We start from the raw sequence: 24,686 nt of genomic DNA on the forward strand, positions 1-24,686 counted from the left end.
TGACTCTAAAAATCGGGTGTACTCTAAATCTGCGGGACGCCCCCGCTCTCGCGCCGACAGGAGACGACCCATGATCCTCATCACCACCGGCGGCAAGGTGGGCGCGGAAGCCGCGCGACTGCTCGCCGAGCGTGGACTGCCCGTGCGGCTCCTGGCCCGCCACCCGGAGAAGCTGGGCTCACCGGCGGGCGTGGAGGTCGTGCAGGGGGACCTGGAGGCGCCCGCGACCGTCGACGTGGCGATGAAGGGCGTCTCGACCGTGGTCCTCGTCAGCCCGGCGATCCCGGCCCAGGAGTTGGCCGTGGTCGACAGCGCCGTCCGCGCGGGCGTCGACCACGTCGTGAAGATCACCAGCAAGGCCTCGGCCGACTCGCCGATCCCGCGGCGGCGCGGCCAGACCGAGATCGAGAACGGCCTCATCGCCTCGGGGCTCGGTTATACGCTGCTGAGGAACAACGCCTACATGCAGAACCTCCTGATGCTCGCCCCCGCGATCGCCGCGACGAACGGCTTCGGCTCGTCGGCGGGCGACGGTCGCGTCGGCATGGTCGACACGCGCGATGTGGCCGCCGTCGCCGCGGAGATCGCCGCCTCGCCCGCCGCGCACCGGGGCAGGACCTACTGGCCCACCGGCCCCGAGTCGATCTCGTACGCCGACGCGGCCGCGGTGTTCACCACCGTGCTCGGCAGGCCGATCACCTTCCGCCCGCTCACGTTCGAGGAGCAGAAGCGGGCGATGGTCGACGCCGGTCTGCCCGAGGTGATCGCCGGGATGAACGCCCAGGCCCTCTCCCTGTTCGCCGAAGGCGACTCCGACTGGGTCACCGACGACGTCCCGTCGATCCTGGGCAGGCCCGCGCGCACGTTCGAGCAGTTCGTCGTCGACCACGCCGCCGCGTTCTCCTGAGTCTCAGGCGCGGCGCGCGGCCCACACCCTGCGCTCGGTGCGCACCACGAGGTCGTCCCGGCGCAGGACGCTGTGCGGGCTGTCCGCGTCGAGGAGTTCGTCCAACGCGGCGAGGTCGTCGGCCGGGAGCGCGTCGGCGACGGAGCCGCGCAGGCGCTGGAGGCTGTTGAGCGCGTAGCGGCCGATCGCCTCCGAACCGGACTGCTCGATGTGGACGGTGATCGTGCGCACGCCGTCGAGGGTGAACCCGGCGGCGGTCAGCTTGGGACCCCAGTCGGCGCCGCGGTGGGGGACGTGCTCGGCGTGGTAGCGGTCGCTCGCCACGTGGCAGCGCTCTTCGAGGCCCGGACGGTTCTCAGGGACGTGGTCGGGCAGGAACCGGGGGAAGCCCGCGAGTTCGACGACGGCGAACAGCCCGCCCGGCGCGAGGGTGTCGTGGACCTGGCGCAGCGTGCGGTCGGGGTCGGCCATGTGGTGCATGGACGCCGAGGCCCACACCAGGTCGGGGGTGCCGAGGTCCGGCCAGTCCGCGTCGAGGTCCGCGAGCACGGTGTGGATCCGGTCGGCGACGCCTGCCGCGCCCGCCTTCTCCCGCAGGCGGCGCAGGTGGTCCACCGAGGAGTCGACGGCGGTCACGTGCGCGTCGGGGAACCGGGTGAGCAGGGCGAAGGTGCCCGTGCCGGTGCCGCACCCCAGGTCCACGATCTGCCGCGGGCTCGCCGTGACGGGCAGCCACGCGGTGATGGACGCGGTGTGCTCCGCGAGGACCTCGGCGTCCAGGTCGAGGACCTCCGCCTGGCCGTCGTCGTGCTGGTGGCCGTGGCCGTGCTGGTGGTCGTGGTGCGTGTGGGTCATGCCGCCACGATAGGTCGACCATGCGCTGGACGCACGGCCTCTTGCCAATCCGGCAAGAAGGTCGCTGCTCCGGTCGCCTTGCGCGCAAGGGTCAGCACGGCGGCTGCTCCTCGGAGGAGGGTTGGTGCCCCCGGCGGGCGTCGCGGTCGAAGATCCCCAGGACGTCGCACGGTCCTCCCTCGGCGCCGATCGCGTGCGGCAGCATCGTGGGGAACTCCGCGGATTGGTTGGTCTCCACGCGGAAGCGGCGGTTGCCCAGCAGCAGGACGGCCGTGCCGGACAGGACGACGAGCCACTCGCGTCCGGGGTGGGCGCGCAGGCGCGCGAGGTTGTCCGGCGGGGGGTCCACCATCCGCTGGCGGATGACCGTCATGCCGGGATCCATCCTGACGGGCCAGCGCATCTGCCCGTGGCCGCCGTCGATCCTCGGGTTCGACACCACGTCGTCGGAGGCCGTCTCGACCAGTTGGTCGAGCGAGGTGTCCAGCGCCCGCGCGAGGGTGACGAGCTGGTCCAGCGCGAGGCGCCGCCCGCCGTTCTCGATGCGGCTGAGCGAGGACGGACTGATCCGCGCACGCGCGGCCAGGTCGTCCAGGGACCAGCCGTGCGCCAACCTCAGGGCGCGGACGCGCTTGCGCACCAGACCGTCCAGCTCGTCGTCCTCTTGCGTCATGGGCACGAGAGTATGCCGTGGCAGCAAGGCGCGGCCGTGGTCGCCCAAGGCGGCTCCGCGTTCCGCCCGCAGCGAACCGCGTGCCCGCGGCCACCCGTCGATGTCAGGATGTCCGGATGGCGGACATCCTCCCCTTCCAGCAGAAGCGCCACGCCGCACCGGATCGCGAGCCCGAGCCGCTGTGGCGCGAGGTGCTGGGCCGGAGCCTGCGGGCGGCCAGGGAGGAGCAGGGCGGCAGGCTGGTCGACGTCGCGGAGCGGGCGGGGATCTCGCCGCAGTACCTGTCGGAGATCGAACGCGGCCGCAAGGAGCCGTCGAGCGAGATGATCGCGGCGGTCACGGGCGCGCTGGGTGTCGAGCTGGCCGACCTGCTGGTCGGCATCGCGGGCTCGGTCCGGCGGCACCACGGCGCGGGTCGCGCCGCCGGACGTCCCGCGGGACCCGTGCTCATGGCCGCCTGAGGTCTCAGGGCCTGCTGTCCAGGACGTGGTCGGCGAGCCCGTAGGCGACGGCGCTGGTGGCGTCGAACACCCGGTCGCGGTCGGTGTCGTGGCGCAGGTCCGCGACCGCGCGACCGGTGTGCTTCGACAGGATCCCCTCCAGCTGGGTGCGCACCCGCACCACCTCGTCGGCCTGGAGGATGAGGTCGGGGATGGTGCCGCGGCCCTGCGCCGCCGGCTGGTGCAGCACCACCCTGGTGTGGGGGAGGACGAAGCGGTGGCCGGGCTGGCCCGCGGCCAGCAGCACCGCGGCGGCGGCGACGGCCTGGCCGACGCACGTCGTGGCGACCGGCGCCTTGATGAACGACATGGTGTCGTACAGCGCGAGCATCGCGGACGGGTCGCCGCCCTCGGAGTTGATGTACAGGCTGATCTCCCGCTCGGGGCTGTCCGCCTCCAGGTGCAGCAGCTGGGCGATCAGCGCGTTCGCCACGCCCGAGTCGATCGCGGTGCCCAGGTAGACGATCCGCTCCGACAGCAGGTGCGAGTAGACGTCCATGATCCGCTCGCCACCGGAGTTGCGGGTGATGACGTTGGGGATGGTGTAGGTGCTCATGCGCGGGCTCCCGCCGTGCTGAGGCCGAGCGCGTGGGTGCGCACGGGCACGACCTGGTCGAGGTCGGTGACGATGTGGTCGATGAAGCCGTACTCGCGCGCCTGCGCGGTGGTGAACCAGCGGTCGTGCAGCGAGTCGGTGAAGATCCGGTCGATCGGCTGGCCGGTGTCCTGCGCGATGAGCCCGAGCACCGTGTCCCGCATGTGCCGCAGGTCGTCGGCCTGCACCTCGACCTCGACGGCCGATCCGCTGATCCCCGCCGAGCCCTGGTGCATCAGGATGCGGGCGTGCGGCAGGGCGAAGCGCTTGCCGTGCGTCCCCGCGGACAGCAGGAACTGCCCCGCGCTGCACGCCAGTCCCAGCGCGAGCGTGGCCACGTCGCACGGCACGAGCCGCATCACGTCGCGGATGGCCAGCATCGCCGGGACGGAGCCGCCCGGCGAGTGGATCCACAGGGCGATGTCCTTGCGCGGGTCCTCGCTCGCCAGGGACAGCAGCTGGGTGGTGAGCACCGTCCCGTTGTCGTCGTCGAGCGGACCGTCGAGGACCAGGACGCGCTGGCCCACCAACCGTTCCCGGAGCCGGTGGTCGAACTGCGGCTGCTTTTCGTGGTTCGTCATGCCCCGACCATGCCGTGGTCCCGCCGCACCGCGCGGATTTTGCTGCTGTGAGCAGATCAGCTCTCGGCGGACCATCCACTGTGGACCTCAGGGCCGGAAGCTCGCCCGGTAGTCGGTGGGGGTGCGGCCGGTCAGCTCCTGGAAGGCGGCGTTGAACGCCGACAGGGACGAGTAGCCGACCATGAACGCGATGCTCGTCACCGGCGTGTCGCTCGCGGCGAGTTCCTCGATCGCCCGCAGCAGGCGGAGCCGCCGCAGTGCCGCCCGCCAGGTCATGCCGGTCTCGTCGGAGAAGCGGCGGGCCAACGACCGCGGCGCCAGCCCGACCTCGTCCGCCACCTCCTCGAACCGCACCCGGCCCCCGAGCCGCTCCTCGGTCAGCCGCAGGGCCCGCCGCAACTCCGGCGACCGACCTGTCGGCACGACGACCGGACTCGGCTGTTCGGCGAGCCGCCAGGTCACCGCCGCGAGCGCGGCGAACAGGGTCCGGGCGTACGCCGTGAGCGGCTCGTCGCCCTCGCCCCACTCACGGCACTCGGCCACCAGGTTCCGGGCCAGGGGACTGAGGTCGAACACGGTCAGCGGCGCGGGCGGCACCGGGACGAACCCCGTGTCGAACAGCACCGACGCGGTCGTGACCGGTCGCGGAATGCTCACCCGGATCGGTTTGCCCGCCTCGATCAGAGCGGCCCTGGCAGGCGGCAGCACCCACACCCTGCCCTCCGCCTCCAGCCGGAGCGCACCGGCGGAGGCGCAGAGCAGGTAGTGGCGCTCCACCTGGAGATCACGCGCCGGTCCGGCCGCGAACGTCCGGACGAAGCTGTGCGCCAGGCGGGTCATCGACGGCCTCGCACAGCGCCGATCATACGAGCCCGTCAGCCGACCACGTCCACCAACTCGGCCCGGAAACGCCTGCTCACCGGCGCCCCGACCATCATCGGCCGAACGCACTCGCCGAACCGCGCGAACGACCCGGACCCCAGGTACCCGTCGAAGGACGCGTCGTCCTCCCACTCGTGGACGACGGTGATCCGCCCACCGTCCTCACGCGAAGCGTGCACCTGGAAGGCGAGGTTGCCGGGCATCGCCCGAACCGCGTCGCGCTCGGCATCGAACTGGGCGAGCGCCGCCGGACGGTCTTCGGGGGTCGTGCTGAAGTCGACGATGGCGATGAACAAGGTGATCTCCTCGATCGGGGCAGTGGCTGCCGCGGATGGCGTACGAAGATCCTCACCCGCCGCCCACCCCGACCGCCGCCGCCGGTCGGACACCTTCACGCTCCTACCGGACAGCCGATCACGCCCGCCCGAGCTGATCACCCGTAGACCCATCCCCGGTAGGCGTCCAAGTCCACGTTGCCCCCGCAGATGACGGTCACGACGCGGCGGCCGGCGAAACGATCGCGGTCCTCCAGGACGGCGGCGACACCGAGCGCCGCCGAGGGCTCGACGACCAACCCGGTGTGCTCCAACAACAACCTCATCCCCGCGATGATCGACGACTCCTCCACCAGCACGGCGTCGTCGGCCACCGCCAGCAGGTCGTCCAGCACCTCGGGAATCGGGTACCGCCCCGCCACCCCGTCGGCGATCGTCCCGGTCGACCCGGTGGTCACGACCCGCCGTTCACGCCACGAAAGGGTCATCGCGGGCGCCCCCGCGGGCTGCACGCAGACGACCTCGACACCGGGGAACAGGCTCTTCACCACGTACCCCACCCCGGTGGCCATCGCCCCACCACCCAAAGCGATCAGGACGGCGTCCACCCCACCCGGCAACTCGAGCCCGATCGTGGCGGCCCCCTCGCAGGTCTCGAGATCCAGACTGTCCTCGAGCAGGCGGATGCCGCGTCGCCGCGCGATGGTCGAGGCCCGTTCGCGCGCGGTCTCGATGTCACCGTCCACGAGTTCCAGCGTCGCGCCCAGCGCACGGATCCGGTCGAGCTTCACCACAGGCGCCCACCGCGACGCCACCACCGTCACGTCGAGGCCGCGCCGCCCGCCCGACCAGGCGAGCGCCTGCCCCAGGTTCCCCGCGCTGGCGCACACGACCCCCTGCCCGACGAGCCTGCCGGTCACCAGCTCGGTGCCCCTGCCCTTGAAGCTGCGGACCGGGTTCGCCGTCTCCAGCTTGACGCTCACCTCGCAGCCGAGGCGTCGACTCAACGAGTCGCACCGGTACAGCGGCGTGTCCAGGTACACCGGGTCGATCACGCGGCGGGCCGCGCGGATCCGGTCGAGATCCAGGCGCGTCTTCAGCACGCCGCGACCCTACTTCGTCGAGGACGCGATCTCGCACTCCTCGGCGTGGTCGAGGCCCAGCGTGATCGACTCCGAGTCGTTGTTGGGCCCGCCGAACGCGTAGGAGACGGTGGACTCGCCGGGGTCGTTCACCACCTCGACGTACCGGACACCCTTCTCCCGCAGGCACTGCACCACCCGGTTGGCGAAGTCGACCGCCTCCGGGTTGACTTCACCCCGGCCCGCGAGCAGAGCGGCGGCCAGGGGATCCCCGACGAACCGGCCGTCGCCGGCTGCGTGGCCGCCTCGCACAAGGAGCAGCTCGCGCCGTACGTCGCACCACCCGCCCTGCTGTACCTGTCCTCCCCGTCCGGCACGCCCACCACCGCGACCTCCCTGTCCGGCAGCGGCTGGCAGGTCGCCGGAGCCGCGGGCGCGGTGCTGCTCGTCGCGGCGGCCGTGACGGCACTGGTGGGCGCGCGGATCACCCGCCCGCTCAGGACGTTGACCGCGGCCGCGCAGCACATGTCCGCCGGTGGCGACGCGCCGCCGGTGCGGGTCAGCGGTCAGGACGAGGTCGCCGTCCTGGCCGGGGCGTTCAACACCATGGCGGCCAACCGCGTGCGGCTGGAGCGGGCGCGCAAGGCGATGGTCAGCGACATCGCGCACGAGCTGCGCACCCCGTTGAGCAACATCCGCGGGTGGCTGGAGGCCGCGGAGGACGGCATCAGCGACGGAGGACCGGAACTGACGGCGCTGCTGCTGGAGGAGGCGCTCATCCTCCAGCACGTCGTGGACGACCTCCAGGACCTGGCCATGGCGGACACGGGCGCGCTGCGCCTGGTCGTCGAACCGGTACCGGTGGCGGAGGCGCTCGACCAGGTCCGCGCGGCCCACGAACCGCGCGCGGCCGAGGCCGGTGTCGCGCTGTCGCTCACCGTCGCCCCGAACCTCGTCGTCCACGCCGATCCGGTGCGGTTGCGGCAGATCCTCGACAACCTCCTGTCCAACGCGGTGCGCCACGTGCCCGCGGGAGGATCGGTGTCGTTGACCGCCACCCGTGACGGTTCGGACATGCTGATCACCGTGTCGGACACCGGCGGCGGAATCCCGGCCGAGGACCTGCCGCACGTGTTCGACCGGTTCTGGCGCGCCGACAAGTCCCGCACCCGCGGCACCGGTGGCAGCGGACTGGGGCTCGCGATCGTCCGCAAGCTCACCGAAGCGCACGGCGGGTCGGTGGCGGTGACGAGCACTTTCGGGGAGGGAGCGGTGTTCGTTGTGCGGTTTCCGGGTAGGAGGGGTGTGCGGTAGTGCGGCCGGCCGTCGAGTCGCCTCGGTCGTCGGACATCGGCTTGATGGCGGATTTTCCCCATGAGACAGAAAGGCACGCACTGGTGCGCAGCATCTACGTCATCACCCACCCCGAGGCCACGCACCACGTCGAGGGGGTGGTGGGCGGATGGCATGACTCGCGACTCACACCCGCCGGCATCCGCGCGGCAGTCGCCATCGCCGCGGCGTTGCGAGCAGGGGTACCCGACGACGCCGAGGTGGAAGTGATCTCCTCGGACCTGCGACGCGCCCGCCGCACGGCCGACGAAACAGCGAAGGCATTCGGCGTGGAACCGATCGAGGACCGCCGGCTGCGGGAGAGGTCTACGGCGTTGCGGAGGGACGGCCGCAGGAGTGGTTGGACCAGCGGTTCGTCCCGCCGCCGGCCATCGGGGACCGGCTGGGGCACGACGTGGGGGTGCCGGGCGCGGAGACCACCGGGGCAGTCGCGCGGCGTGTCTACGCGGCCATGGACGAGATTCTGCGACGCCCGTGCGAGCACCAGGTCGTCGTGACGCACGGTGGGGCCCTGACGTTCGTCGTCGCGTACTGGATCGGGATGCCGATCGAGTCGCTGAGCCACGTGCACTTCCGGGTGTCGTCAGGCAGCATCACCACATTGCGCGAAGACGACTACTTTCACAGCCGCCAGGTCGTCAGCCTCGGCGACACCCGCCATCTCGACATGTCACCCTTGGACTTGCCCATCTAGCCCGCGAGTCTTCGCACCGCGTTGTGCAATGGCCTCCGAAGAGGATCGATGAACGCGGGCGGGTGGAAGTCCGGGAGCCCGCCCGACATCCGGATCTCCCATTCGCTGTGGTGGATCAGCACGTGATGGCGGCGGCACAGCAACACCAGGTTGTCGACACTGGTGTCCCCGCCTTGGTGCCATTCCTGGATGTGATGGGCATCGGCCCAATTCGGTGGTCGGTCGCACATCGGGAAGGCGCATCCGCCATCCCGCAGGTGCAACGCGCGTCGCAGGTGCGGGGTCAATCGGCGTGACATCCGCCCGATGTCCAACACCTCGCTGCGCTCACCGAGCACGGCGGGGATGATCCCGGCGGTGCACGCGATCCGACGAGCCTCGCCGGCGCTGATCACGCTGCTGTCACCCAGGATCGCGGTCCCGGCACCCGTCACCAGGGTCTTGTAGTCGATGGTCACCGTGACGTGCGGACGTTCCCCGGCCTCGATCGGCAGATCCCGCGACCGCGACGCCAGGTTCAGCACATCCGCCAACGCGTCACCCTGACGCTCCGGCAGAGTGCGGGTGTCCGGGCCGGCGGCGTCGGCAGAGTGCGGCTTGGCCAACGGCCCGATCAACGCCCGCAACAACCCACCCTGCTCAGCACCCAACCGCCCACTGAACTCCACCCGACCATCCGCTTTCATCCGCAGATGCAGCAGGTTCAGCGGCTGGGCCAGTTCGCGGTCATCAGGTTCCACACCGTCTTGGTCGATCCGCGCCCGAATACTAGCGGCCACCGCCCGCACACTCGCGGGCTCAGCAGAGCGGGCCACATCCACCAGGATCCGTTCGGCCTCGGCGGGCAACCCGACCATCGCCCCCACCAGCACATCCAAGTGCGCCGACGACAACACACCCTCCGCCATGGCTTCCGCCACCATGGGCAGTGGAACAACCACCACGGCACCGGTCGGTGTGACCGATGGGAAAACCGCAGACGCCTGCGCCACCCACCGCTTCGCCTCACCGATATCCACCCGCACCACGTGCTTGACCAACTCCGCCAAGTTCCGATACCCCGACCGGACTTCCAACCCACGAGCCCGCGCCTCGGCCAACACCGCCAACACCGACGCATGTGCAGAACGGGCGCGCTCAACCTCGACACGCAGGGCATCCATCAGCCCCGCGTCGTCAAGCAGCCCCAATTCGTCCATACCCCAATAATATTGCGGACCGCTGGTCAAAACCATCCGAACAACCATGAACGACAGTTCCATCGGGTGATGTCGAGCAGCGCAACCAGCGGAGCGGGGAAGTGCCGCGCGGATCCGGGCCCTGGTGGTGCTCGGTGACCTGCTGTGCGGCGTCGGCCGGAACGCCGAAGCGCTGCCGCTGCTGGAAGACGCGCTCGCCGAAGCGTCCGAAGCATCCGACGCGGAGTCGGACGACCTGCTCGACCACGAGCTGGACCGCGCCCTGCGCGACGGGCACGGTCCGTGAGGCCGCCCGGCCCTGCATCCGCGGCTGTCAGACCAGCGCGAGGCTGGTGCTGGTGATGAGGCTGGCCACCAGGAAGTACGGGCCGTTGATCAGGCCGTACAGCAGCGGGCGGGCGAAGACCGGGTTGATGGCGATCTGGAAGGTCATCGCCACCAGGTAGCCGAGTCCGACGATCGCGCCGAAGACCAGCGCGTCGCCGAGCGTGTCGATCCCCAGCGCGCTGATCAGGACGGCGCTCGCGAGGACCGTCACGAGGTTGCAGACCATCGGTCCGGCGATGAACAGCGGTCCGGACGGCGCCGGGGCGTCGGGTGCGCGGCCGACGGCCCTGGCGTACGCCTTCGCGACCACGACGGTGAAGTACAGACCCGCGAGGACGGTGACGACGACGGTGGCGACGAGCACGCCCCACCAGTTGACCGCGATGGTGCCGAGCATGGCTTTCTTCCTCTTCCCGAGCGGTTCGACCACGCCTTGGGCGCGGTCGGCATGACGTGCGGCGGCCGGTGCCGTGCTGTCAGTAGGCGCCTTGGACGTCGAGGACCCAGACGACGCCGAACCGGTCCTTGAGCATCCCGTAGAGCGGGGCGCCCCACGGCGCGGGACCGAGGTCGGCCTCGATCTCGGCACCCTGCGCCAGACCGTCCCAGTAGGACCGGATCTCGTCGGCGGAGTCGGCGTCGCCGCGGACCGACACGTACACCGGCTTGTCGCCCTGGTCGTAGGACAGCGCGGACGGGACGTCGTAGCCCATCACGTGGAAGCCGTTGTCGCCGCGGACCTCGCCCCAGGTGATCAGGTCGGCCTCGGCCGGGTCCACCGGGATGCCCGCGTCCCGGAAGGTGATCAGCGCGATCTCGCCGCCGAACACGGACCGGTAGAACTCCAGGGCCGCGCGGGCGTCACCGCGGAAGTTCAGGTGGGTGGTGGTGGTGATGGACATCGGAGTGCTCCTCGGATCGCGTGCGGTGCCCCGTTTTCGGACAAGATGAGCTTCGCAACCGAAGAGGCCAGTTTGTGGCCTCTTCTCCGGAGCGACGGCGATCGTTTTCGCGACAGTCCCGCGACACGGCAGGGACGGCGCGGGGACGCGCGCCGCCCAGGCTCGGGGTCATGAGCGATGTCGAACGGACGCCGGTGCGACTGTCCGGACTGGACGGTCTGCGCGGGATCGCGGTGGCCGGGGTGCTGCTGTTCCACGCGGGCCGCTTCGGAGGCGGTTTCCTCGGCGTGGACCTGTTCTTCGCGCTGTCGGGCTACCTGATCACCGACCTGCTGCTGCGGGAGGTCCGCGCGAGCGGGACGGTGTCGCTGGTCGCCTTCTGGGGCAGGCGGTTCCGGCGGCTGCTGCCCGCGCTGACCGCGGCGCTGGCGGGCACCACGCTGGCCGTGTGGGCGTTGGGGGACGCGGAACTGCGGACGACGGCGCTGGCGGACGGACCCTGGGTGCAGGCGAACCTGGTGAACTGGCACCTGCTGGCCGAGTCGGCGGGCTACTGGGACCGGTTCGGGCCGGGCCGGGTGTTCGGCCACCTGTCGAGCATCGCGGTGGAGGAGCAGTTCTACCTCGTGTGGCCCGTGGTCGTGCTGCTGGTCGCCGGGACGGCCAAGCGGGTGGAACACCGGGTCGCGCTGGTCGCCGCGGTCACCTCCGTGCTGTCGCTGGCGCTGATGGTGGTGCTGTTCACCCCGGACGACCCCACCCGCGTCTACACCGGGACCGACACCAGGGCGTTCTCCTTGCTGCTGGGCGCCGCGGCGGCCACCGGCCCGGTTCGCCGCGCGGTGTCCGGAGTGGTCGGACGCCACGTCGTGCCCGCGCAGGCGGTGGTGGCCGGCGCGCTGGCGGTGCTGTGGCTCTCGGTGGACGGCGAGGGGGCGCACTGGCTGTTCCAGGGCGGGCTGTTCGTCCACTCGCTGCTGGCCGCGCTGCTGATCCTGCTCTGCGCCCTGGCACCCGACTCGGTGGTCACCGGGCTGTTCGGCCGGGCTCCGCTGCGCCTGCTCGGCCTGGTGTCCTACAGCCTGTACCTGTGGCACTGGCCCGTGTTCCTGGTGCTGTCGGAGGACAGGCTCGGCCTGGACGGCTGGGCGCGCACGGCGGTGGTGTGCGCGGTCTCGCTCGTGCTGGCCGTGCTGTCGAAGGTGCTGGTGGAGGACCCGATCCGGTTCCGGGCCCGGTGGGCGAGGGGACGCGCCGGACTGGTCGCCCTGGCGGCGACCACGGTCGTGCTCGCCGTGCTGTGGGCCGCCGTGCCGCGACCGCCGGTCACCCTGGTCGACGTGGGCGACCTGCACGTCAGCCGGTCGGGATGACCGGACAGCTCCGGGGCGGTTCGGGTTCGGCGCCGGGCAGGGTGAAGTCCACCTGGACGGTCGCCGAGGCCGAACCGCCGCCCTGGACGTGCACGCCCAACGCCGTGCACACCACCTAGTCGACGCCCAGCGCGGTCAGGTCGGCGCGGGCCAGCGGCAGGCGGACGGTGATCCGGTCGGCCGTCGTGGTCGCGAGCACCCTGGTCTCCCCGCCCGCGCGGATCTCGGTGCGCAGGCCGGAATCGGGACCCGGACCGGTCAGCAGCAGCGCCAGCGCCTCCACGACGGTGCCCAGCCTGCCGGTGTCGCGCACCTCGGGCCGCAGCCGCCGGTCGGAGTCGACGAAGAACAGCGTCACGCCCGGCGCCGCACCGGTGGGCGCGCCCGTCCCGTCGAGCACCTCCGACGGGGACACCCCGCACCCCGCCAGCAGCAGGGCCACCACGGCCGGTGCCGCCCGCCTCACGACGGCTCCCGGCGGGGGAGTCGGAGCACGAACCGCGCCCCGCCGCCTAGGACGTTGCCCGCCACCAGGTCGCCGCCGTGCAGCCGCGCGTTGGCCAGCGCGATCGCCAGCCCGAGACCGCTGCCCTCCGACCGCCGCCGAGCGGTGTCGGCCTTGTAGAACCGGTCGAACACGTGCTCCACCACCCCCTGCGCGAGCCCCGGCCCGCCGTCGGTGACCTCGATGTCCAGCCAGTCGTCGTCGGCGCGCAGCCGCAGGTCCACCGGCGGGTCCCCGTGCCGCAGCGCGTTGCCGACGAGGTTCGCGAGCACCACGTCCAGTCGACGCCGGTCCAAAGCGGCCTCGACGGCCTCGGGCAGGTCCAGCCGCACCCGGTCGAGCCACCCGCGGGCGCGCAGGCAGTCGCGGACCGCCTCCGCCACGTCTACCGGCTCGGTCCTCAGGCCTGCCGTGCCCGCGTCGAACCGGGACACCTCCACCAGGCCCTCCACCAGGGCGACCAGGCGCTGGGTCTCGGCCACCGCCAGCTCGGCGGACTCCCGCGCGGCGGGCAGCCGGACGTCGGCGGAGTCGACCAGCACCTCGACCACCGCGGTCAGCGAGGTCAGCGGGGTGCGCAGCTCGTGGGAGACGTCGGCGACGAACCGGCGCAGCTCGTCCACGGCGTCCTGCAAGGACTCGGCCATGTGGTTGACCGTGTCGCCCAGTTCGGCAAGTTCGTCCCCGCCCCCGGTGGACATCCGCGCGGACAGGTCATCGGCGGCCAGCGCCCGCGCGGTGTCGCGGACCCCGCGCACCGGGCGCAGCACACCGCCCGCGGCCACCAGCGCCAGCAGCACCTCGACCGGCAGGGCCAGCGCGCTGGTCAGCACCGCCGTCAGGACGAGGTGGTCCACCCGCCGCGCCGTCTCCGAGAGGTCGCGCATGGCGTAGACCTCGATGCCGGAGGGGGTGCGGCGCAGGTCGACGCCGGTGATCACGACGGGGGTGCCGATCAGCAGCGTGCGGTCGGCCGAGCGCTGGAACACGACGTGACCGCGGTCGTGGACGGCGGCGCGCAGCCCGTCGGTGATCGCGGGCAGCTCACCGGAGCACAGGTCCCGGTAGGTCACCTGGGTGTCCTCGCCGATCGACGCGCGCAGCCGGTCGAGGTCGTCCTGGGCGGGCGGGTAGGCCAAGTCCGGCGGTGACCGCGCCGATCCGGTCGACCAGGCTCCCGGTGAGCCGCAGCTGGGCCTCGTCCACCAGGGAGGCGCCCGCCGACGCGGCTCCCGCCCACGAGGCAGCCCCCGCGCCGAGCACGGTCACCAGCACGAACGCCACCACGAGCCGCAAGCGCAGGCCCCGCAGGCGGAATCGCCGGTTCACAGGGGGCCGAACCGGTAGCCGAAGCCGCGCACGGTCTGCACGTACACCGGCTCGGCGGGCACGTCCTCGATCTTGGCCCGCAGCCGTTGCACGCAGTTGTCCACCAGCCGGGAGTCGCCGAGGTAGTCGTGCTCCCAGACCTGCTCCAGCAGTGCTTGCGGCTGAACACCCTGCCCGGCGCGCCGGACAGGGTGAGCAGGGTGCGCAGCTCGATCGGGGTCAGCGCCACCGGCCGCCCGCGCTTGGACACCAGCGCCCCGGCCGCGTCGATCACCAGGTCGCCGGGCGTGCGCACCTCGTCGGTGGGCAGCCCGCCGCGGCGCAGCACCGCCTTGATCCTGGCGTCCAGCACGGCGGGCCGCACCGGCTTGACGACGTAGTCGTCGGCACCGGCGGCCAGCCCGGCCACCACGTCGAAGTCGTCGTCCCGCGCGGTGAGCATGATGATCGGCACCGCGCCCAGCGCCCGGATGCGGCGGCACACCTCGAACCCGTCGATGCCGGGCAGCATCACGTCCAGCACGACGAGGTCCGGTGCGGCCGAGCGGAGCCTGCGCAGCCCCTCCTCGCCGGTGCCCGCGGTGCTGACCTCGTTGCCGTGGAGGGACAGCGCCAGTTGCAGCGCGCGGCTGACCCGGGGATCGTCCTCGACGAGCAGGATCACGGCCATCGGCCCGGTATCCGGTCGTTCAACACCCCCGGAACGCAGGGTCGCCCGCCCAGCCCGCGTTGGCCCAGTCCTCCGGTTTCGCCGGGGAGAAGCCGGGCAGCCGCCTCCCCAGCCCGTCCAGCAGCCAGGCGGTGAACCGGGCGGCGCCCTGCGGACAGGTGTGGACGCCGTCGGGGTTGCGGTCCCGCTTGCCGTCGCGGTCCTGCTGGTAGGTCGGTCCCCAGACCTCGGCGCTGTCCAGCACCACGGCCTTGCCGCCCGAACCGCCGGCGACCTCCTTGACCACCGCCGTGGCGCGCTCCAGGTCCTGCATGTGCGGGGTGTAGAAGTCGTCGGCCCTGATCGGCGGCACCGTGACGACGACGAGTTCCGCCCCGGCGCCGCTCACGGTCGCCAGCAGCTTCTCGTAGGCGCCGCGCTGCTCGTCCGCGGTGCCCCAGTCGAAGGTGGACACCTGGTAGGCCACCACGTCCGGCTTGAACCCGGCCAGCTTCCCGGTGAGCTGCTCCCAGGTGGTCGCGGTCAGCTCCGGGATCCCGGACACGTTGCCGCCGCCCTCGGAGGCGATGGACTCCATCGTCAGCCCGCTCGCCTTCGCGGCGGCGGCGAGCGGAGCGGCCTCGCCCACGGCGACGGAGTCGCCCATCCACAGCAGCCTGGCCGCGGGGGAGGGGGGAGCGGTGGTGGCGGGAGCGGGTCCGGGCTGGGAGCAGGCGGCGAGCAGTAGCACGGCGGCCGCGGCGATGGGTGTGGCGCGCTTGTTCATGACCACAACGGTTCCGGCGCCGTGTCCGGGTGCCGTCCACGGTGTGTCGCCGTTGTGTCGCAACACCTGCCGGGTGCGGTGGCCAAGTCCTCCTGTGCGGTGGCCCGGACCGTGCCATGCTGGTCGGGGCGACGGATCCGGGGGTGCGCGTGGCGTCGAAGCGCAAGGGCAGCATGGCGCCGTACCTGGCGCTGCTGATCGCGTTGGTCATCTTCGTGCCCGCGCTCCGCGAGGCGGCCGCTGACCTGCTGAGCCCGCTGCTCGACAAGCTCAAGGACCTCAACCCGTTGGGGTCCTGACGGTTCACGACGCCGTCGGTCAGGAACCGCCGGCGGCAGGCAGTCCCGAAAGCAGCAGGTCGACGGCAGGCCCGAGAAGTCGGGAGGCGTTGGGATCGGCCTCCATGCCGACGACCAGGGCCACGAGAATCTGGGCGGCGTCGGCGGGGGCGAGCCCTCCCGCTCCCGCCTCGGTGAGCAGGTCCACCAGCAGGTCCGTCACGCGGTGGGTGAAGGTGGTGCAGACGTCGCCGTACAGCCGGGCCTTCGCGTCCAGCAGCTCTGCGGTGTGCGGGGAATCGCCCGCCAGCGCCAGCACCAGGTCCAGCTTGGCCCGCAGCACGTCGTGGACCCGTTGCGCCGTCGGCAGATCCGCCGCGGCGGCCGCGACGGCCCGTTCGGTCGCCGCGTCGTGCAGGCGCACGGCGAGCCTGCGCACGGCGTCGTCCTTGTTGCGCACGTACTGGTACACGGCCGACCGGGACATGCCCGCCGCCTGCGCGATGTCGTCCATCGTCGTCCGCTTGACCCCGAACCGCACGAGGCAGTCGTAGGTGGCGTCGAGGACCTCGTCGAGGCGGGTGGTGTTCATGGCTCGGCCGACCGCTCCATTCCTGGTCTACCCCATCACATTACTCCAGCACCCCGAGCAGCTCCTGCGCCAACTTCGCGGAGGAGGCGGGGTTCTGGCCGGTGTGCAGGTTGCGGTCGACCACGGTGTAGGGCGCCCAGTTCTCGCCGCGGCTGAACCGGACGCCGAGCTTCACCAGCTCGTCCTCCAGCAGCCACTTCGCCTTCGACGCGAGACCCACGGCCTCCTCCTCGTCGTTGGTGAAGCCGGTGACGTGGTACCCGGCGAACGGGGTGGCGCCGTCGGCGTCGCGGGTGGCCAGCAGCGCGGCGGGGGCGTGGCACACCACGGCGAGGGGCTTGCCCGAGGCCAGCGCGTCCACCAACAGCCTGCCCGAGTCGGCGTCGACCGCCAGGTCCTCCATCGGCCCGTGGCCGCCGGGGTAGTACACGGCGTCGTAGTCCGCCAGGTCGACGTCCTTCAGTTCCAGGGGGAGTGCCAGCTCGATGGCGGAGTCGATGACTGCGCCCAACTCCTTGGCGTTCTCGTCGCCACCCGCCATGTCCGGCGTGAGGCTGCCCTGGTCGACCGTCGGCACGACCGCGCCCGGCGTGGCGACGGTGATCTGGTGGCCCGCGCCGGTCAACGCCGTGTACGGCGCCACGAACTCCTCGGCCCAGTACCCGGTGGGGTGCCTGGTGCCGTCCTTCAGCGTCCAGTGGTCCACCCCGGTCATCACGAACAGGACCTTCGCCATCGTCGCCTCTTCCCCAACACCCATCGGGGCTCTCCCGGTGGTCTGACGAACTGACACTTTGTGCGTTCTTTGTCAGTTTGACACCTGTGAAGTTATCCGTTCGACCTGCCTTCGTCAACGCGAACGGGTGTGGGGCGCGTCGCGTCCTCAGGACGGCGGCGCGGTGTCGGTGAGGTCCAGATCGGCCCGCATGTGCTTGCGCGCGTCGTGGATCCGCGACTTCACCGTGCTCAGCGGGACCCCGAGCACGTCCGCGATCTCCTCGTACCCGAGTTTGCACATGTCCCGGTACACCAGTGCCTCCGCCAACCGCGGCTGGCGGACGTGCAGCCGCTCCAACGCGCTCAGCAGATCCAGCCGCGACCCGGCGATCGCGCTCGTGCGCCGCGGATCGACCAGATCCCCCGGCACCACGCCCGCGACCTCCGCGCGGTGCACCACCCGGAACCGCTGCCGGGCCGCGTTGACCACCACGGGGTACATCCACGCGCGGAACGACTCCGCGCGCGGCCGGTCGGCCAGCGTCCCGGCGATCCGCAGCAACGCCTCCTGCGCCGCGTCCTCCACGTCCTCCGGCACCTCGAGGAACCGGGCGCACGTCCGCAGCACCACCGGCCGGACCCGGTCCAGCAGCGCGTTCATCGCCGCCGCGTCCCCGCTCCCGGCCGCCGCCGCGAGCGCGTCGAGTCCCGCTCCGGTCATGCCCCCGCCTCCCGGTGGTCAGAACACATCGGACCCGGCGAACTCGGTGACCTCGAGCCGCCCGTGGTCGCACACGTTCACCCGCAGCGGCAGGTCCAGCGTCCCGGCGTCACCCGGCGGCACGACCCGCAGCGCTCCGGTGGGTGGTTGGCACGGCCCGTCCACCGGCTCGTCGCCGGTCGGCACGACGGTGTAGGACACCCGCGCGTACGCCTGGCCGCCGGGTGCGAGCGCGATCGTGTCCACACCGGACCAGACCGCGTTGTGCTGGACGCTGCGCATCGGCTGGCCTGCGGCGTCCAGCAGCGAGTAGGTGCCGAACCCCAGCACCGAGCACGGCGCGGCGCCCGCGTTCGTCAGCACGACCAGGAACCCCCGGTGCCCGGAGGCGTCGAACCGGCCGGCCGGTGTGTCGATCCGCGCGCTCAACCCCTGCGCCCGGCACGGTTGGACCGCTGCCGGAGGCGGGACGGCGCTGGTCGCCGCGGACGTCGGGGTCGCCGGTACCGTCCCGACGCCCGACGACGGAGCCTGCGGTGTCGTGGACGTGGACGACGGGGCGGGCGAGGACGGGGCGCTGCTCGGCGGCGCGGCGGACGTGAGCGCGGGCGCGGACAGCGGCGACGGGTCGCCGGACAGCACGGTCGAGGTGCTCGCGGACGGCGCCAGGACCACGGCGACCGCCGCGATGAGCGCGACGGGCGCGATCCCGGACAGGACCAGGGCCGTCCGCCGTCGAATTCCCGACATCGCGTTCCGCCTCCCCGTTGTTCCGGACCCGATCGACACTAGTGGCATTTCGGCATTCGGGTGAAACGGCAATTCGGTGCGCGCTGTCCTGGGCTGCGATGCTGTGGCCATGAGGACCGCGCCACCGATCGTGAACGACCGCTTCCACCTGGAGGAGCTGCTCGGTGTCGGCGGGTTCGCGTCGGTGTGGTCGGCGCACGACGCGGTCCTGGACGTGACGGTCGCGGTCAAGGTGCTGGCCGACAACTGGACCGCCGTGCCGGACGTGCGCGAGCGGTTCCTCGACGAGGTGCGGGTGCTGCGCCGGGTGTCGTCGCCGCACGTCGTCCGCGTCTACGACCTCGCGCTCGCCGCGGACGGCAGGCCGTACTTCGCGATGGAACTGGCCGACCGGGGGACGCTGGAGGAGCGCACCGCGGGTGCGCCGATGGACCTGCCCGCCGCGCTGGACGTGCTCGACCAGGTCTGCGCCGGGGTGTCCGCGCTGCACCGCGCGGAGGTCGTGCACCGCGACCTCAAGCCGTCGAACATCCTGCTGCGCCAGGACATCGCGACAGGCAGGGAGGTGGCGGTCGTCGCCGACCTCGGGCTGTCGAAGTCGCTGGCCGACGGCTCGGGCTTCACGATGGCCGCGGGCTCGTCCGGCTACACCGCTCCCGAGCAGCGCGGACCCGGCTCGGTGGTGGAGCGGCGGACCGACGTCTACGCGCTCGGCGCGCTCGCCTACCGGGTGCTGACCGGTGCGAACCCGCCCGAGGACGGGCCGAGGGACCGGGTCGTGCGCGCGCTGCCCCGCGGGATCGGCGCCGTGGTCGGCCGGGCGATGGCCCCGCTGCCCGCCGACCGCTGGGCCTCGGCGGACGCGTTCGCCGCCGCGCTCCGGCACGCCGCGGGGGACCGGCGGGCGGTCCGCTGGGCGCGCTCCGCGGCCCTGCTGGTCGTGCCCGTCGCGCTGGTGCTGGCCGCGGCGGGCGCCGACGGCCCGCCGGGCAGCGCGGAGACCACCGTCGCGGCACCGGACGGCGGACTGCGGGTGACGGTGCCCGTGTCGTGGGCGCGGCAGGTCAGGCTGGGCGGCTGGAGCCCAGCCGCGGACGACCGGGAGCCCGCCCTGGAGGCGGCGCCCGACCTCGGCCGCTTCCACGACCTCGCGGCCGACGCGTCCGGCGTGTTCATCGGGCGGATCCGCGGGCAGGACGCGCAGGCGTGGGCGGCGGAGCGGTCCCACACCGGGTGCGGGGCCGTGCGGGAGTCCCGGTTCGAGTCCCCCCGCTGGTCGGGGGTGGTGCGCCGGTGGGAGCGGTGCCCCGGCCGCAGTGTCGACGAAGCCGTCCTGACCGGCACCGGAGCCGATCCGGTGGTGCTCGTCGTGCAGGTGCGAGGGGGCGGCGCCGCGACCGTCCGGAGGCTGCTCGACGGCGTCCGAACGGGGTGAACGGCATTTCCGACCGCTTTTCCGGGCCGGAGTTGGTCGGTTGTGACGAGCCTCAAGAAAGGTGTGCCGCGAATAGCGGTCGGGCATCTTCAAGGTGAAAGCGCCCGTCCACGAATCAAAGCGGCAGGAGAATGCCATGAGCAATCGCATCAGCGCCGGTGTCGTCCTCGCGGTCGCGTCCACGGCGGTCTTCGCGGGGGTCGCGAACGCCATGCCCGCGGACGTCGCGGCGTGCGGCGCGGCCGACGTCGACGTGTCGATCACCAAGAGCCCCGAGCACGCGGCGGCCCACTCCGCCTTCGTCGTGCGCTACGCCGCGGCCTCGGACACGACGTACTGCACGCTCGCGGGCGTGCCGACCGACACCGTGTTCTTCGGTCCGGACGGCGACACCGCGCCCGGCATCCGGACCACCCCGGAGCAGGGCGCGACCGCCAAGCCGGTGACCGTCGCACCCGGCCACGCCGCCATCTCCTACCTGGTCGAACGCACCGACGAGCAGGCCAACCCGGTCTCCGCGCTCGCGTTCCGGCTGCCCTCGACGGCCGAGGACACCGAGGTGCGGGTCCAGTGGCCCGCCGAGCCGGTCACCGGTGCCGAACTCCAGTCGAGTCCGGCCACCGCCGAGAACTGACGCCCACCAGCCCCACCCAGGAGGTTCAACCGTGAACACCACCGGCAAGACGTCACTCGCGGTCGCGGCGGCCTCGGTCGCCCTGCTCAGCGCGTGCGCCGGGCAGAACGACGCCGCGGCCCCCAGCGCCCCGGCGTCCGCCGCGGTCCGCTCGCTGACCCCGTCCGCCTCGTCCGCGCCCGCGGCCGCGCAGTCCTCGGCCGCCGCGCCGCAGGTCGCGTCCGGACCGGTCGGGTGCGCGTCGGCCGACCTCGACATCGCCCTCAACCCCGACCAGGGCGGGGGAGGGATGAACAAGACCCGGTTCACGCTGGCGTTCACGAACAAGGGCAAGGCGGAGTGCACGCTCCAGGGTTCCCCCGGAGTTTCTTTCGTGACCGGTGACGACGGCGTCCAGGTCGGCGCCCCGGCCACCAAGGAGGCCGAGGGCGGGACCGCCGTGCCGCTGGCTCCCGGCGCGACGGCGACCAGCACCCTGTCGATCACCAACGCCGGTGTGTTCGACCCGGCCGAGTGCAAGCCGGGCGACGTCCGGGGCCTGCGCGTCTACCCGCCGGGTGAGACCGCCGCCGTGTTCGTGCCGCACGACCAGCAGGCGTGTTCCGCGCCGGACAAGTCCACGATGGTCGTCGGCCAGGTGGTGCAGGGCTGAGCACGAACGCGAGCGTCGTCCGCTTGGTCGGACGGCGCTCGCGGGTTCACCGCGCCTCGTCGGAGGCGGGTGCCCGGTGGGGCGTGACGGGCGCCAGGATCGAGGAACCGAGCAGCGCCAGCTTGTCCGCCGCGTCCGTGCCCGCGTCGGGGTGGTAGACGACGAGCATGATGCCCTCCGTCCCGCTGACCAGCAGCTTCTCCCGGTTCAGCCGCAGCTCGCCCACCTGCGGGTGGTTGAACGGCACCACCGCGCCCGCCCGGTGGTGCACGTCGTGGCGGGCCCACAGCCGCCGGAAGAGCGGGCTGACCAGGGACAGCTCGCCGACCAGCTCGATGAACCGCGGGTTGTCGGTGTCCGTGCCGACCGCCTCGCGGAAACCCGCGACCAGCCCCGCGGCGGCCGTCTCGGTCTGCGGGAACATGGCCTGCTCGGCGGGATCGAGGAACAAGTCCCGCAGCCGGTTGCCCCCGACCACCAGCCGCGGCGACAGCGCCGCGGCCAGCGGGTTGGCGGCGAGGACGTCGAGGTAGCGCCCCTCGACGAACGCGGGCAGTGGGAGCATCGCCACGAGCTTGGCAATGCCGGCCGGCACGGTCTCCTTCTGCGGACGGCGGGCGCGGCGCGGCCTGTCGGCGGCGAGCCCCAGCAGGTAGTCCCTCGTGTCGTCGTCCAGGCGCAGGACACGGGCGAGTGATTCGAGCACCTGCACCGACGGCTTGCGGTCGCGGCCGCGTTCCAGGCGCAGGTAGTAGTCGGCGCTGATGCCGGCCAGCATCGCCACCTCCTCGCGGCGCAACCCCGGCACCCGCCGCACGCCCAGGGCGGGAACGCCCGCGTCCTCGGGGGTGACGAGTTCGCGGCGGGCGCGGAGGAAGGCACCCAGCAGGTTCGACTCCTCGGTCATACCCCCCACGGTAAGCGCGCCGACGCGCCCGTGCCCGGCCCTGTCACACCCCCGGCTGACCGGGGCCCTGGCTCGGGCCGAGCGCCGGACGGATCGTGGTCGAAGGCACTCCAGCCATCCCACCGATCACCGGGGCGGACACCCATGACCACCACCCAGCACCGCGTCCTCGTCACCGGCGGGTCCGGTTTCATCGCCGGGCACTGCGTCCTTCAACTCCTCGACCAGGGCTACCTCGTGCGCACGACCGTCCGGTCGTTGGAGCGGGAAGCCGCGGTGCGGGCCGTGCTGACCGACGCGGGCATGGTGAACGGCGATGCGCTGAGCTTCGTCGCCGCCGACCTCCTGAGCGACGACGGGTGGGCCGAAGCCGTCGACGGCTGCGACTTCGTGCTGCACATCGCCTCCCCGGTCCGGCCCGGAATCGTGGAGAACGAGGACGACGTGATCGTCCCCGCCCGTGACGGCGCCCTGCGGGTGCTGCGCGCCGCCCGTGACGCGGGGGTCAAGCGGGTCGTGCTCACGTCGGCGTTCCACGCCGTCGGGTTCGGGCACCCGCACAGCGACCACACGTTCACCGAGGCCGACTGGTCCGTCCTGAACGGACCGGGAATGGACGCCTACGGCCGGAGCAAGGTCCTCGCCGAGCGCGCGGCGTGGGAGTTCGCGGCGACCGAGGGCGGGGCGGTGGAGCTGGTGACGATGCTGCCGGTGGCGGTGATGGGACCGGTGATGGGGAAGGAGATCTCCGGCGCGAACCACATCGTCCAGCGCAGCCTCGACGGGGCGATGCCGGGTTATCCGGACGTGTGAATCCCGATCGTGGATGTCCGGGACGTGGCGAGCGCGCACATCCTGGCGATGACGGCCAGTGGGGCGGCGGGGGAGCGGTTCCTGGTGTCGAGCGGGCCCGTGATCGCGTTGAAGGAGATCGGGGGGATTTTGAGGGAGCACTTCGGGGATGCGGCGAGGAGGGTGCCGAGTCGGTCGATTCCCGATGTGGTGGTGAGGGTCGCGGCGTTGTTCGGGAAGGAGTTCCGGGCGATCGTGCCTGATCTGGGGTATGTGAAGAAGGTGTCGAATGAGAAGGCGCGAAGGGTGTTGGGGTGGGAGCCGCGGGGGTCGGAGGAGGCGATCGTGGCTAGTGGGGGGAGTTTGATTCGGAAGGGTTTGGTGAAGGGGTGAGGGGGTTGGGGGTGGTGGTGGGTGGTCGGGCAGTTTGCTCGGCGGGCGGTGAGGGGTGGCGTCGAGGTGTTCGATGTCGGTGCGAGGCCAAGGCTGTGACGATCCAGGTCTGACCGTCGGACGCCGCTGATTGCCGGTAGGGTCGGGGTTCGTCACAGGAAGTTGGTGTCGTGCATGGACTTCGACGTGCGGAACGCGGTTGCGGATCTTGCGCAGCGCTTGGTCCGAACTCCGACCGGGAATCCTCCCGGTGACGAGGCGGAGGCGGCCGGGCTGTTTGCCGGGCAGGCGCGTGAATGGGGTTTGCACGTCGTCACCCAGGAGGTCGCTGAGGGCCGGCTGAACGTCGTGGTCCGGTTGCGGGGGAGCGGTTCCGCGCCGTCCCTTGTGTACTGCGGCCACCTCGACACCGTTCCGGTCGGAGCCCGTGGGGAGTGGGTCGAGGATCCGCTGGGTGGCGTGATTCGCGATGGGTACCTGTGGGGTCGTGGCGCGGTGGACATGAAGGGCGGGCTCGCCGCGATGCTCACGTCGTTGGCCGTTCTGCGGATCGAGGGCGCTGAGCTGCCGGGCGACGTCGTGCTGTGCGCGGTCGTGGGTGAGGAGGCCGACTGCGCGGGGTCCCGCCATCTGGACGGCACGGATGTCCTGGACGACGCCGGGTGGTTGGTCGTCGGCGAACCGACGGACCTGGACCTGGTGATCGCCCACAAGGGCGCGGTGCGCGTCGAACTCGTCGCGCGCGGCAGAGCGGCCCATGGTGCCGCGCCGGAGTTGGGTGTGAACGCCGTCGAGGCCATGGCGCGGTTGATCCCCGCCCTCCGGATCTTTTCCCCAGACGCCCCGCCCCACCCGCTGCTGGGCTCGCCGTCGGCGAGCGTCAACCTCATCGAGGGCGGTGCCGCAGTCAACGTGGTGCCCGACTTCTGCCGCGCTGTCGTCGATGTCCGCACGGTCCCGGACGTCGAGGCGGACACGGTCCTCGCGTCGATCAGGGCGAGCATGGACGCCGTCACGGCGGTGATGCCGGAAGTGGCGTTCCAAGCACGAATCCTGCACGAGCGCGCCCCCGTCAGCACCCCTGTCGACCACCCCCTCGTGCTGGCTGCCCAGGAGGCGGCGGTGCAGGCGCTCGGGGGCCGTCGGCCGACGCGCGGCGTCTCCTACTTCAGCGACGCCTCCGTGCTCTCCCCGCCGAGGAACCTGCCGACCGTCCTTTTCGGACCTGGGGAGGAAGCGTTGATGCACAAGGTGAACGAGGGGGTGTCGCTCTCGGCGCTGCACCGGGCCACGCGGTTCCTGGCGGTGCTGCCGGGAGTGCTGTACGGGGCGGGGCGGTGATGGGGG

32 protein-coding genes and 2 pseudogenes are annotated in these 24,686 nt (G+C 72.2%); 14 read left to right on the forward strand and 20 right to left on the reverse strand.

Annotated elements, in window-relative coordinates; genetic code table 11:
- Window positions 1-70: 70 nt before the first annotated feature.
- A complete protein-coding gene (locus RM788_RS47595) occupies window positions 71-907 on the forward strand; it encodes an NmrA family NAD(P)-binding protein (protein ID WP_315927744.1) in 837 nt (278 codons plus the stop codon).
- Between the two features lie 3 nt (window positions 908-910).
- Here the strand turns inward: RM788_RS47595 and RM788_RS47600 are convergent, their stop codons facing one another.
- Both RM788_RS47600 and RM788_RS47605 read right to left on the reverse strand, forming a co-directional pair.
- Complete coding sequence (locus RM788_RS47600) at window positions 911-1,762, reverse strand: class I SAM-dependent methyltransferase (RefSeq protein WP_315927746.1); 852 nt, start codon at window positions 1,760-1,762, stop codon at window positions 911-913.
- A 91-nt stretch (window positions 1,763-1,853) separates the two neighbouring features.
- A complete protein-coding gene (locus RM788_RS47605; protein ID WP_315927748.1) occupies window positions 1,854-2,435 on the reverse strand; it encodes a helix-turn-helix domain-containing protein in 582 nt (193 codons plus the stop codon).
- 116 nt (window positions 2,436-2,551) lie between these two features.
- Here RM788_RS47605 and RM788_RS47610 point away from each other — a divergent pair, with 116 nt between their 5' ends.
- Window positions 2,552-2,896, forward strand: a complete 345-nt coding sequence (locus tag RM788_RS47610) for a helix-turn-helix domain-containing protein (protein WP_315927750.1) — start codon at window positions 2,552-2,554, stop codon at window positions 2,894-2,896.
- Between the two features lie 4 nt (window positions 2,897-2,900).
- Here the strand turns inward: RM788_RS47610 and RM788_RS47615 are convergent, their stop codons facing one another.
- From RM788_RS47615 to RM788_RS47640, 6 genes are all read right to left on the reverse strand, one after another.
- Complete coding sequence (locus RM788_RS47615; RefSeq protein ID WP_315927752.1) at window positions 2,901-3,491, reverse strand: ClpP family protease; 591 nt, start codon at window positions 3,489-3,491, stop codon at window positions 2,901-2,903.
- Window positions 3,488-4,111, reverse strand: a complete 624-nt coding sequence (locus RM788_RS47620; protein ID WP_315927754.1) for a ClpP family protease — start codon at window positions 4,109-4,111, stop codon at window positions 3,488-3,490. The genes RM788_RS47615 and RM788_RS47620 overlap by 4 nt, the downstream gene beginning before the upstream one ends.
- 87 nt (window positions 4,112-4,198) lie before the next feature.
- A complete protein-coding gene (locus RM788_RS47625) occupies window positions 4,199-4,951 on the reverse strand; it encodes an AraC family transcriptional regulator (protein WP_315927756.1) in 753 nt (250 codons plus the stop codon).
- A 35-nt stretch (window positions 4,952-4,986) separates the two neighbouring features.
- Window positions 4,987-5,289, reverse strand: coding sequence for a putative quinol monooxygenase (locus RM788_RS47630; protein ID WP_315927758.1), 303 nt, complete (start codon window positions 5,287-5,289; stop codon window positions 4,987-4,989).
- A 137-nt stretch (window positions 5,290-5,426) separates the two neighbouring features.
- Window positions 5,427-6,371, reverse strand: a complete 945-nt coding sequence (locus RM788_RS47635) for a threonine ammonia-lyase (RefSeq protein WP_315927760.1) — start codon at window positions 6,369-6,371, stop codon at window positions 5,427-5,429.
- A gap of 9 nt (window positions 6,372-6,380) precedes the next feature.
- On the reverse strand, window positions 6,381-6,662 hold the full coding sequence (locus RM788_RS47640; RefSeq protein WP_315927762.1) for a hypothetical protein: 282 nt from the start codon (window positions 6,660-6,662) through the stop codon (window positions 6,381-6,383).
- Between RM788_RS47640 and RM788_RS47645 the strand changes: the two genes are divergently transcribed.
- Together RM788_RS47645 and RM788_RS47650 are read left to right on the forward strand one after the other, a co-directional pair.
- The gene (locus tag RM788_RS47645; RefSeq protein WP_315927764.1) at window positions 6,648-7,664 is read left to right on the forward strand and encodes a sensor histidine kinase; all 1,017 of its coding nucleotides are present in this window, start codon (window positions 6,648-6,650) and stop codon (window positions 7,662-7,664) included. The two genes, RM788_RS47640 and RM788_RS47645, sit on opposite strands and share 15 nt — an antisense overlap.
- 44 nt (window positions 7,665-7,708) lie before the next feature.
- Window positions 7,709-8,397: pseudogene (locus RM788_RS47650) on the forward strand (histidine phosphatase family protein).
- Here RM788_RS47650 and RM788_RS47655 read toward each other — a convergent pair.
- Window positions 8,394-9,659 carry an HNH endonuclease gene (locus RM788_RS47655; RefSeq protein ID WP_315927766.1) on the reverse strand — a complete coding sequence of 422 codons (1,266 nt, stop codon included), beginning with the start codon at window positions 9,657-9,659 and terminating at the stop codon, window positions 8,394-8,396. The pseudogene RM788_RS47650 and the gene RM788_RS47655 sit on opposite strands and share 4 nt — an antisense overlap.
- Before the next feature lie 61 nt (window positions 9,660-9,720).
- Between RM788_RS47655 and RM788_RS47660 the strand changes: the two genes are divergently transcribed.
- Window positions 9,721-9,882, forward strand: a complete 162-nt coding sequence (locus RM788_RS47660; protein WP_315927768.1) for a hypothetical protein — start codon at window positions 9,721-9,723, stop codon at window positions 9,880-9,882.
- Window positions 9,883-9,909: 27 nt separating this feature from the next.
- Here RM788_RS47660 and RM788_RS47665 read toward each other — a convergent pair whose 3' ends face one another.
- Both RM788_RS47665 and RM788_RS47670 read right to left on the reverse strand, forming a co-directional pair.
- A complete protein-coding gene (locus RM788_RS47665; RefSeq protein ID WP_315927770.1) occupies window positions 9,910-10,320 on the reverse strand; it encodes a DUF1761 domain-containing protein in 411 nt (136 codons plus the stop codon).
- Window positions 10,321-10,399: 79 nt separating this feature from the next.
- A complete protein-coding gene (locus RM788_RS47670; protein ID WP_315927772.1) occupies window positions 10,400-10,825 on the reverse strand; it encodes a VOC family protein in 426 nt (141 codons plus the stop codon).
- 170 nt (window positions 10,826-10,995) lie between these two features.
- On the opposite strand from RM788_RS47670, the gene RM788_RS47675 reads away from it, so the two are divergent.
- Both RM788_RS47675 and RM788_RS47680 read left to right on the forward strand, forming a co-directional pair.
- Window positions 10,996-12,198 (forward strand): acyltransferase family protein, encoded by a 1,203-nt coding sequence (locus tag RM788_RS47675; protein ID WP_315927774.1) that lies wholly within the window; start codon window positions 10,996-10,998, stop codon window positions 12,196-12,198.
- Entirely contained in the window at window positions 12,195-12,317 is a 123-nt protein-coding gene (locus RM788_RS47680; protein WP_315927776.1) for a hypothetical protein, read from the forward strand. The genes RM788_RS47675 and RM788_RS47680 overlap by 4 nt, the downstream gene beginning before the upstream one ends.
- On the opposite strand, the gene RM788_RS47685 is transcribed toward RM788_RS47680, so the two are convergent.
- From RM788_RS47685 to RM788_RS47700, 4 genes and pseudogenes are all read right to left on the reverse strand, one after another.
- Window positions 12,314-12,664, reverse strand: coding sequence for a hypothetical protein (locus tag RM788_RS47685; protein ID WP_315927778.1), 351 nt, complete (start codon window positions 12,662-12,664; stop codon window positions 12,314-12,316). The genes RM788_RS47680 and RM788_RS47685 overlap by 4 nt on opposite strands.
- Window positions 12,661-13,842, reverse strand: a complete 1,182-nt coding sequence (locus RM788_RS47690) for an ATP-binding protein (protein ID WP_315927780.1) — start codon at window positions 13,840-13,842, stop codon at window positions 12,661-12,663. Before RM788_RS47690 ends, RM788_RS47685 begins: the two co-directional genes overlap by 4 nt.
- Window positions 13,843-14,028: 186 nt before the next feature.
- Window positions 14,029-14,702, reverse strand: a pseudogene (locus RM788_RS47695) (response regulator).
- 19 nt (window positions 14,703-14,721) lie between these two features.
- Window positions 14,722-15,468, reverse strand: coding sequence for an SGNH/GDSL hydrolase family protein (locus RM788_RS47700; RefSeq protein ID WP_315927782.1), 747 nt, complete (start codon window positions 15,466-15,468; stop codon window positions 14,722-14,724).
- A gap of 116 nt (window positions 15,469-15,584) precedes the next feature.
- Between RM788_RS47700 and RM788_RS47705 the strand changes: the two genes are divergently transcribed.
- Complete coding sequence (locus RM788_RS47705; RefSeq protein WP_315927784.1) at window positions 15,585-15,767, forward strand: hypothetical protein; 183 nt, start codon at window positions 15,585-15,587, stop codon at window positions 15,765-15,767.
- Window positions 15,768-15,786: 19 nt separating this feature from the next.
- Here the strand turns inward: RM788_RS47705 and RM788_RS47710 are convergent, their stop codons facing one another.
- The 4 genes from RM788_RS47710 to RM788_RS47725 form a co-directional block, all read right to left on the reverse strand.
- Window positions 15,787-16,338 carry a TetR/AcrR family transcriptional regulator gene (locus RM788_RS47710; RefSeq protein WP_315927786.1) on the reverse strand — a complete coding sequence of 184 codons (552 nt, stop codon included), beginning with the start codon at window positions 16,336-16,338 and terminating at the stop codon, window positions 15,787-15,789.
- Between the two features lie 40 nt (window positions 16,339-16,378).
- On the reverse strand, window positions 16,379-17,074 hold the full coding sequence (locus RM788_RS47715; protein WP_315934922.1) for a type 1 glutamine amidotransferase domain-containing protein: 696 nt from the start codon (window positions 17,072-17,074) through the stop codon (window positions 16,379-16,381).
- Window positions 17,075-17,221: 147 nt separating this feature from the next.
- Window positions 17,222-17,776: an RNA polymerase sigma factor gene (locus RM788_RS47720; protein WP_315927788.1), complete on the reverse strand. Its 555-nt coding sequence runs from the start codon at window positions 17,774-17,776 to the stop codon at window positions 17,222-17,224.
- An 18-nt stretch (window positions 17,777-17,794) separates the two neighbouring features.
- Window positions 17,795-18,526: a DUF4232 domain-containing protein gene (locus tag RM788_RS47725; protein ID WP_315927790.1), complete on the reverse strand. Its 732-nt coding sequence runs from the start codon at window positions 18,524-18,526 to the stop codon at window positions 17,795-17,797.
- Between the two features lie 109 nt (window positions 18,527-18,635).
- Between RM788_RS47725 and RM788_RS47730 the strand changes: the two genes are divergently transcribed.
- The 3 genes from RM788_RS47730 to RM788_RS47740 all read left to right on the forward strand — a co-directional run bounded on the left by RM788_RS47730 (window position 18,636) and on the right by RM788_RS47740 (window position 21,247).
- On the forward strand, window positions 18,636-19,961 hold the full coding sequence (locus RM788_RS47730; protein ID WP_315927792.1) for a serine/threonine-protein kinase: 1,326 nt from the start codon (window positions 18,636-18,638) through the stop codon (window positions 19,959-19,961).
- A 136-nt stretch (window positions 19,962-20,097) separates the two neighbouring features.
- Window positions 20,098-20,595 (forward strand): DUF4232 domain-containing protein, encoded by a 498-nt coding sequence (locus tag RM788_RS47735; RefSeq protein WP_315927794.1) that lies wholly within the window; start codon window positions 20,098-20,100, stop codon window positions 20,593-20,595.
- Between the two features lie 31 nt (window positions 20,596-20,626).
- Window positions 20,627-21,247 (forward strand): DUF4232 domain-containing protein, encoded by a 621-nt coding sequence (locus RM788_RS47740; RefSeq protein ID WP_315927796.1) that lies wholly within the window; start codon window positions 20,627-20,629, stop codon window positions 21,245-21,247.
- Between the two features lie 46 nt (window positions 21,248-21,293).
- Here the strand turns inward: RM788_RS47740 and RM788_RS47745 are convergent, their stop codons facing one another.
- A complete protein-coding gene (locus tag RM788_RS47745) occupies window positions 21,294-22,154 on the reverse strand; it encodes a helix-turn-helix transcriptional regulator (RefSeq protein ID WP_315927798.1) in 861 nt (286 codons plus the stop codon).
- A gap of 144 nt (window positions 22,155-22,298) precedes the next feature.
- Between RM788_RS47745 and RM788_RS47750 the strand changes: the two genes are divergently transcribed.
- From RM788_RS47750 to RM788_RS47760, 3 genes are all read left to right on the forward strand, one after another.
- The gene (locus RM788_RS47750) at window positions 22,299-22,967 is read left to right on the forward strand and encodes an NAD-dependent epimerase/dehydratase family protein (protein WP_315927800.1); all 669 of its coding nucleotides are present in this window, start codon (window positions 22,299-22,301) and stop codon (window positions 22,965-22,967) included.
- A gap of 9 nt (window positions 22,968-22,976) precedes the next feature.
- Window positions 22,977-23,339, forward strand: coding sequence for a Rossmann-fold NAD(P)-binding domain-containing protein (locus RM788_RS47755; protein ID WP_315927802.1), 363 nt, complete (start codon window positions 22,977-22,979; stop codon window positions 23,337-23,339).
- Between the two features lie 174 nt (window positions 23,340-23,513).
- Window positions 23,514-24,680, forward strand: a complete 1,167-nt coding sequence (locus tag RM788_RS47760; RefSeq protein ID WP_315927804.1) for a M20 family metallopeptidase — start codon at window positions 23,514-23,516, stop codon at window positions 24,678-24,680.
- Window positions 24,681-24,686: the final 6 nt, after the last annotated feature.

The organism is Umezawaea sp. Da 62-37 (assembly GCF_032460545.1).
Classification (GTDB): Bacteria; Actinomycetota; Actinomycetes; order Mycobacteriales; family Pseudonocardiaceae; genus Umezawaea.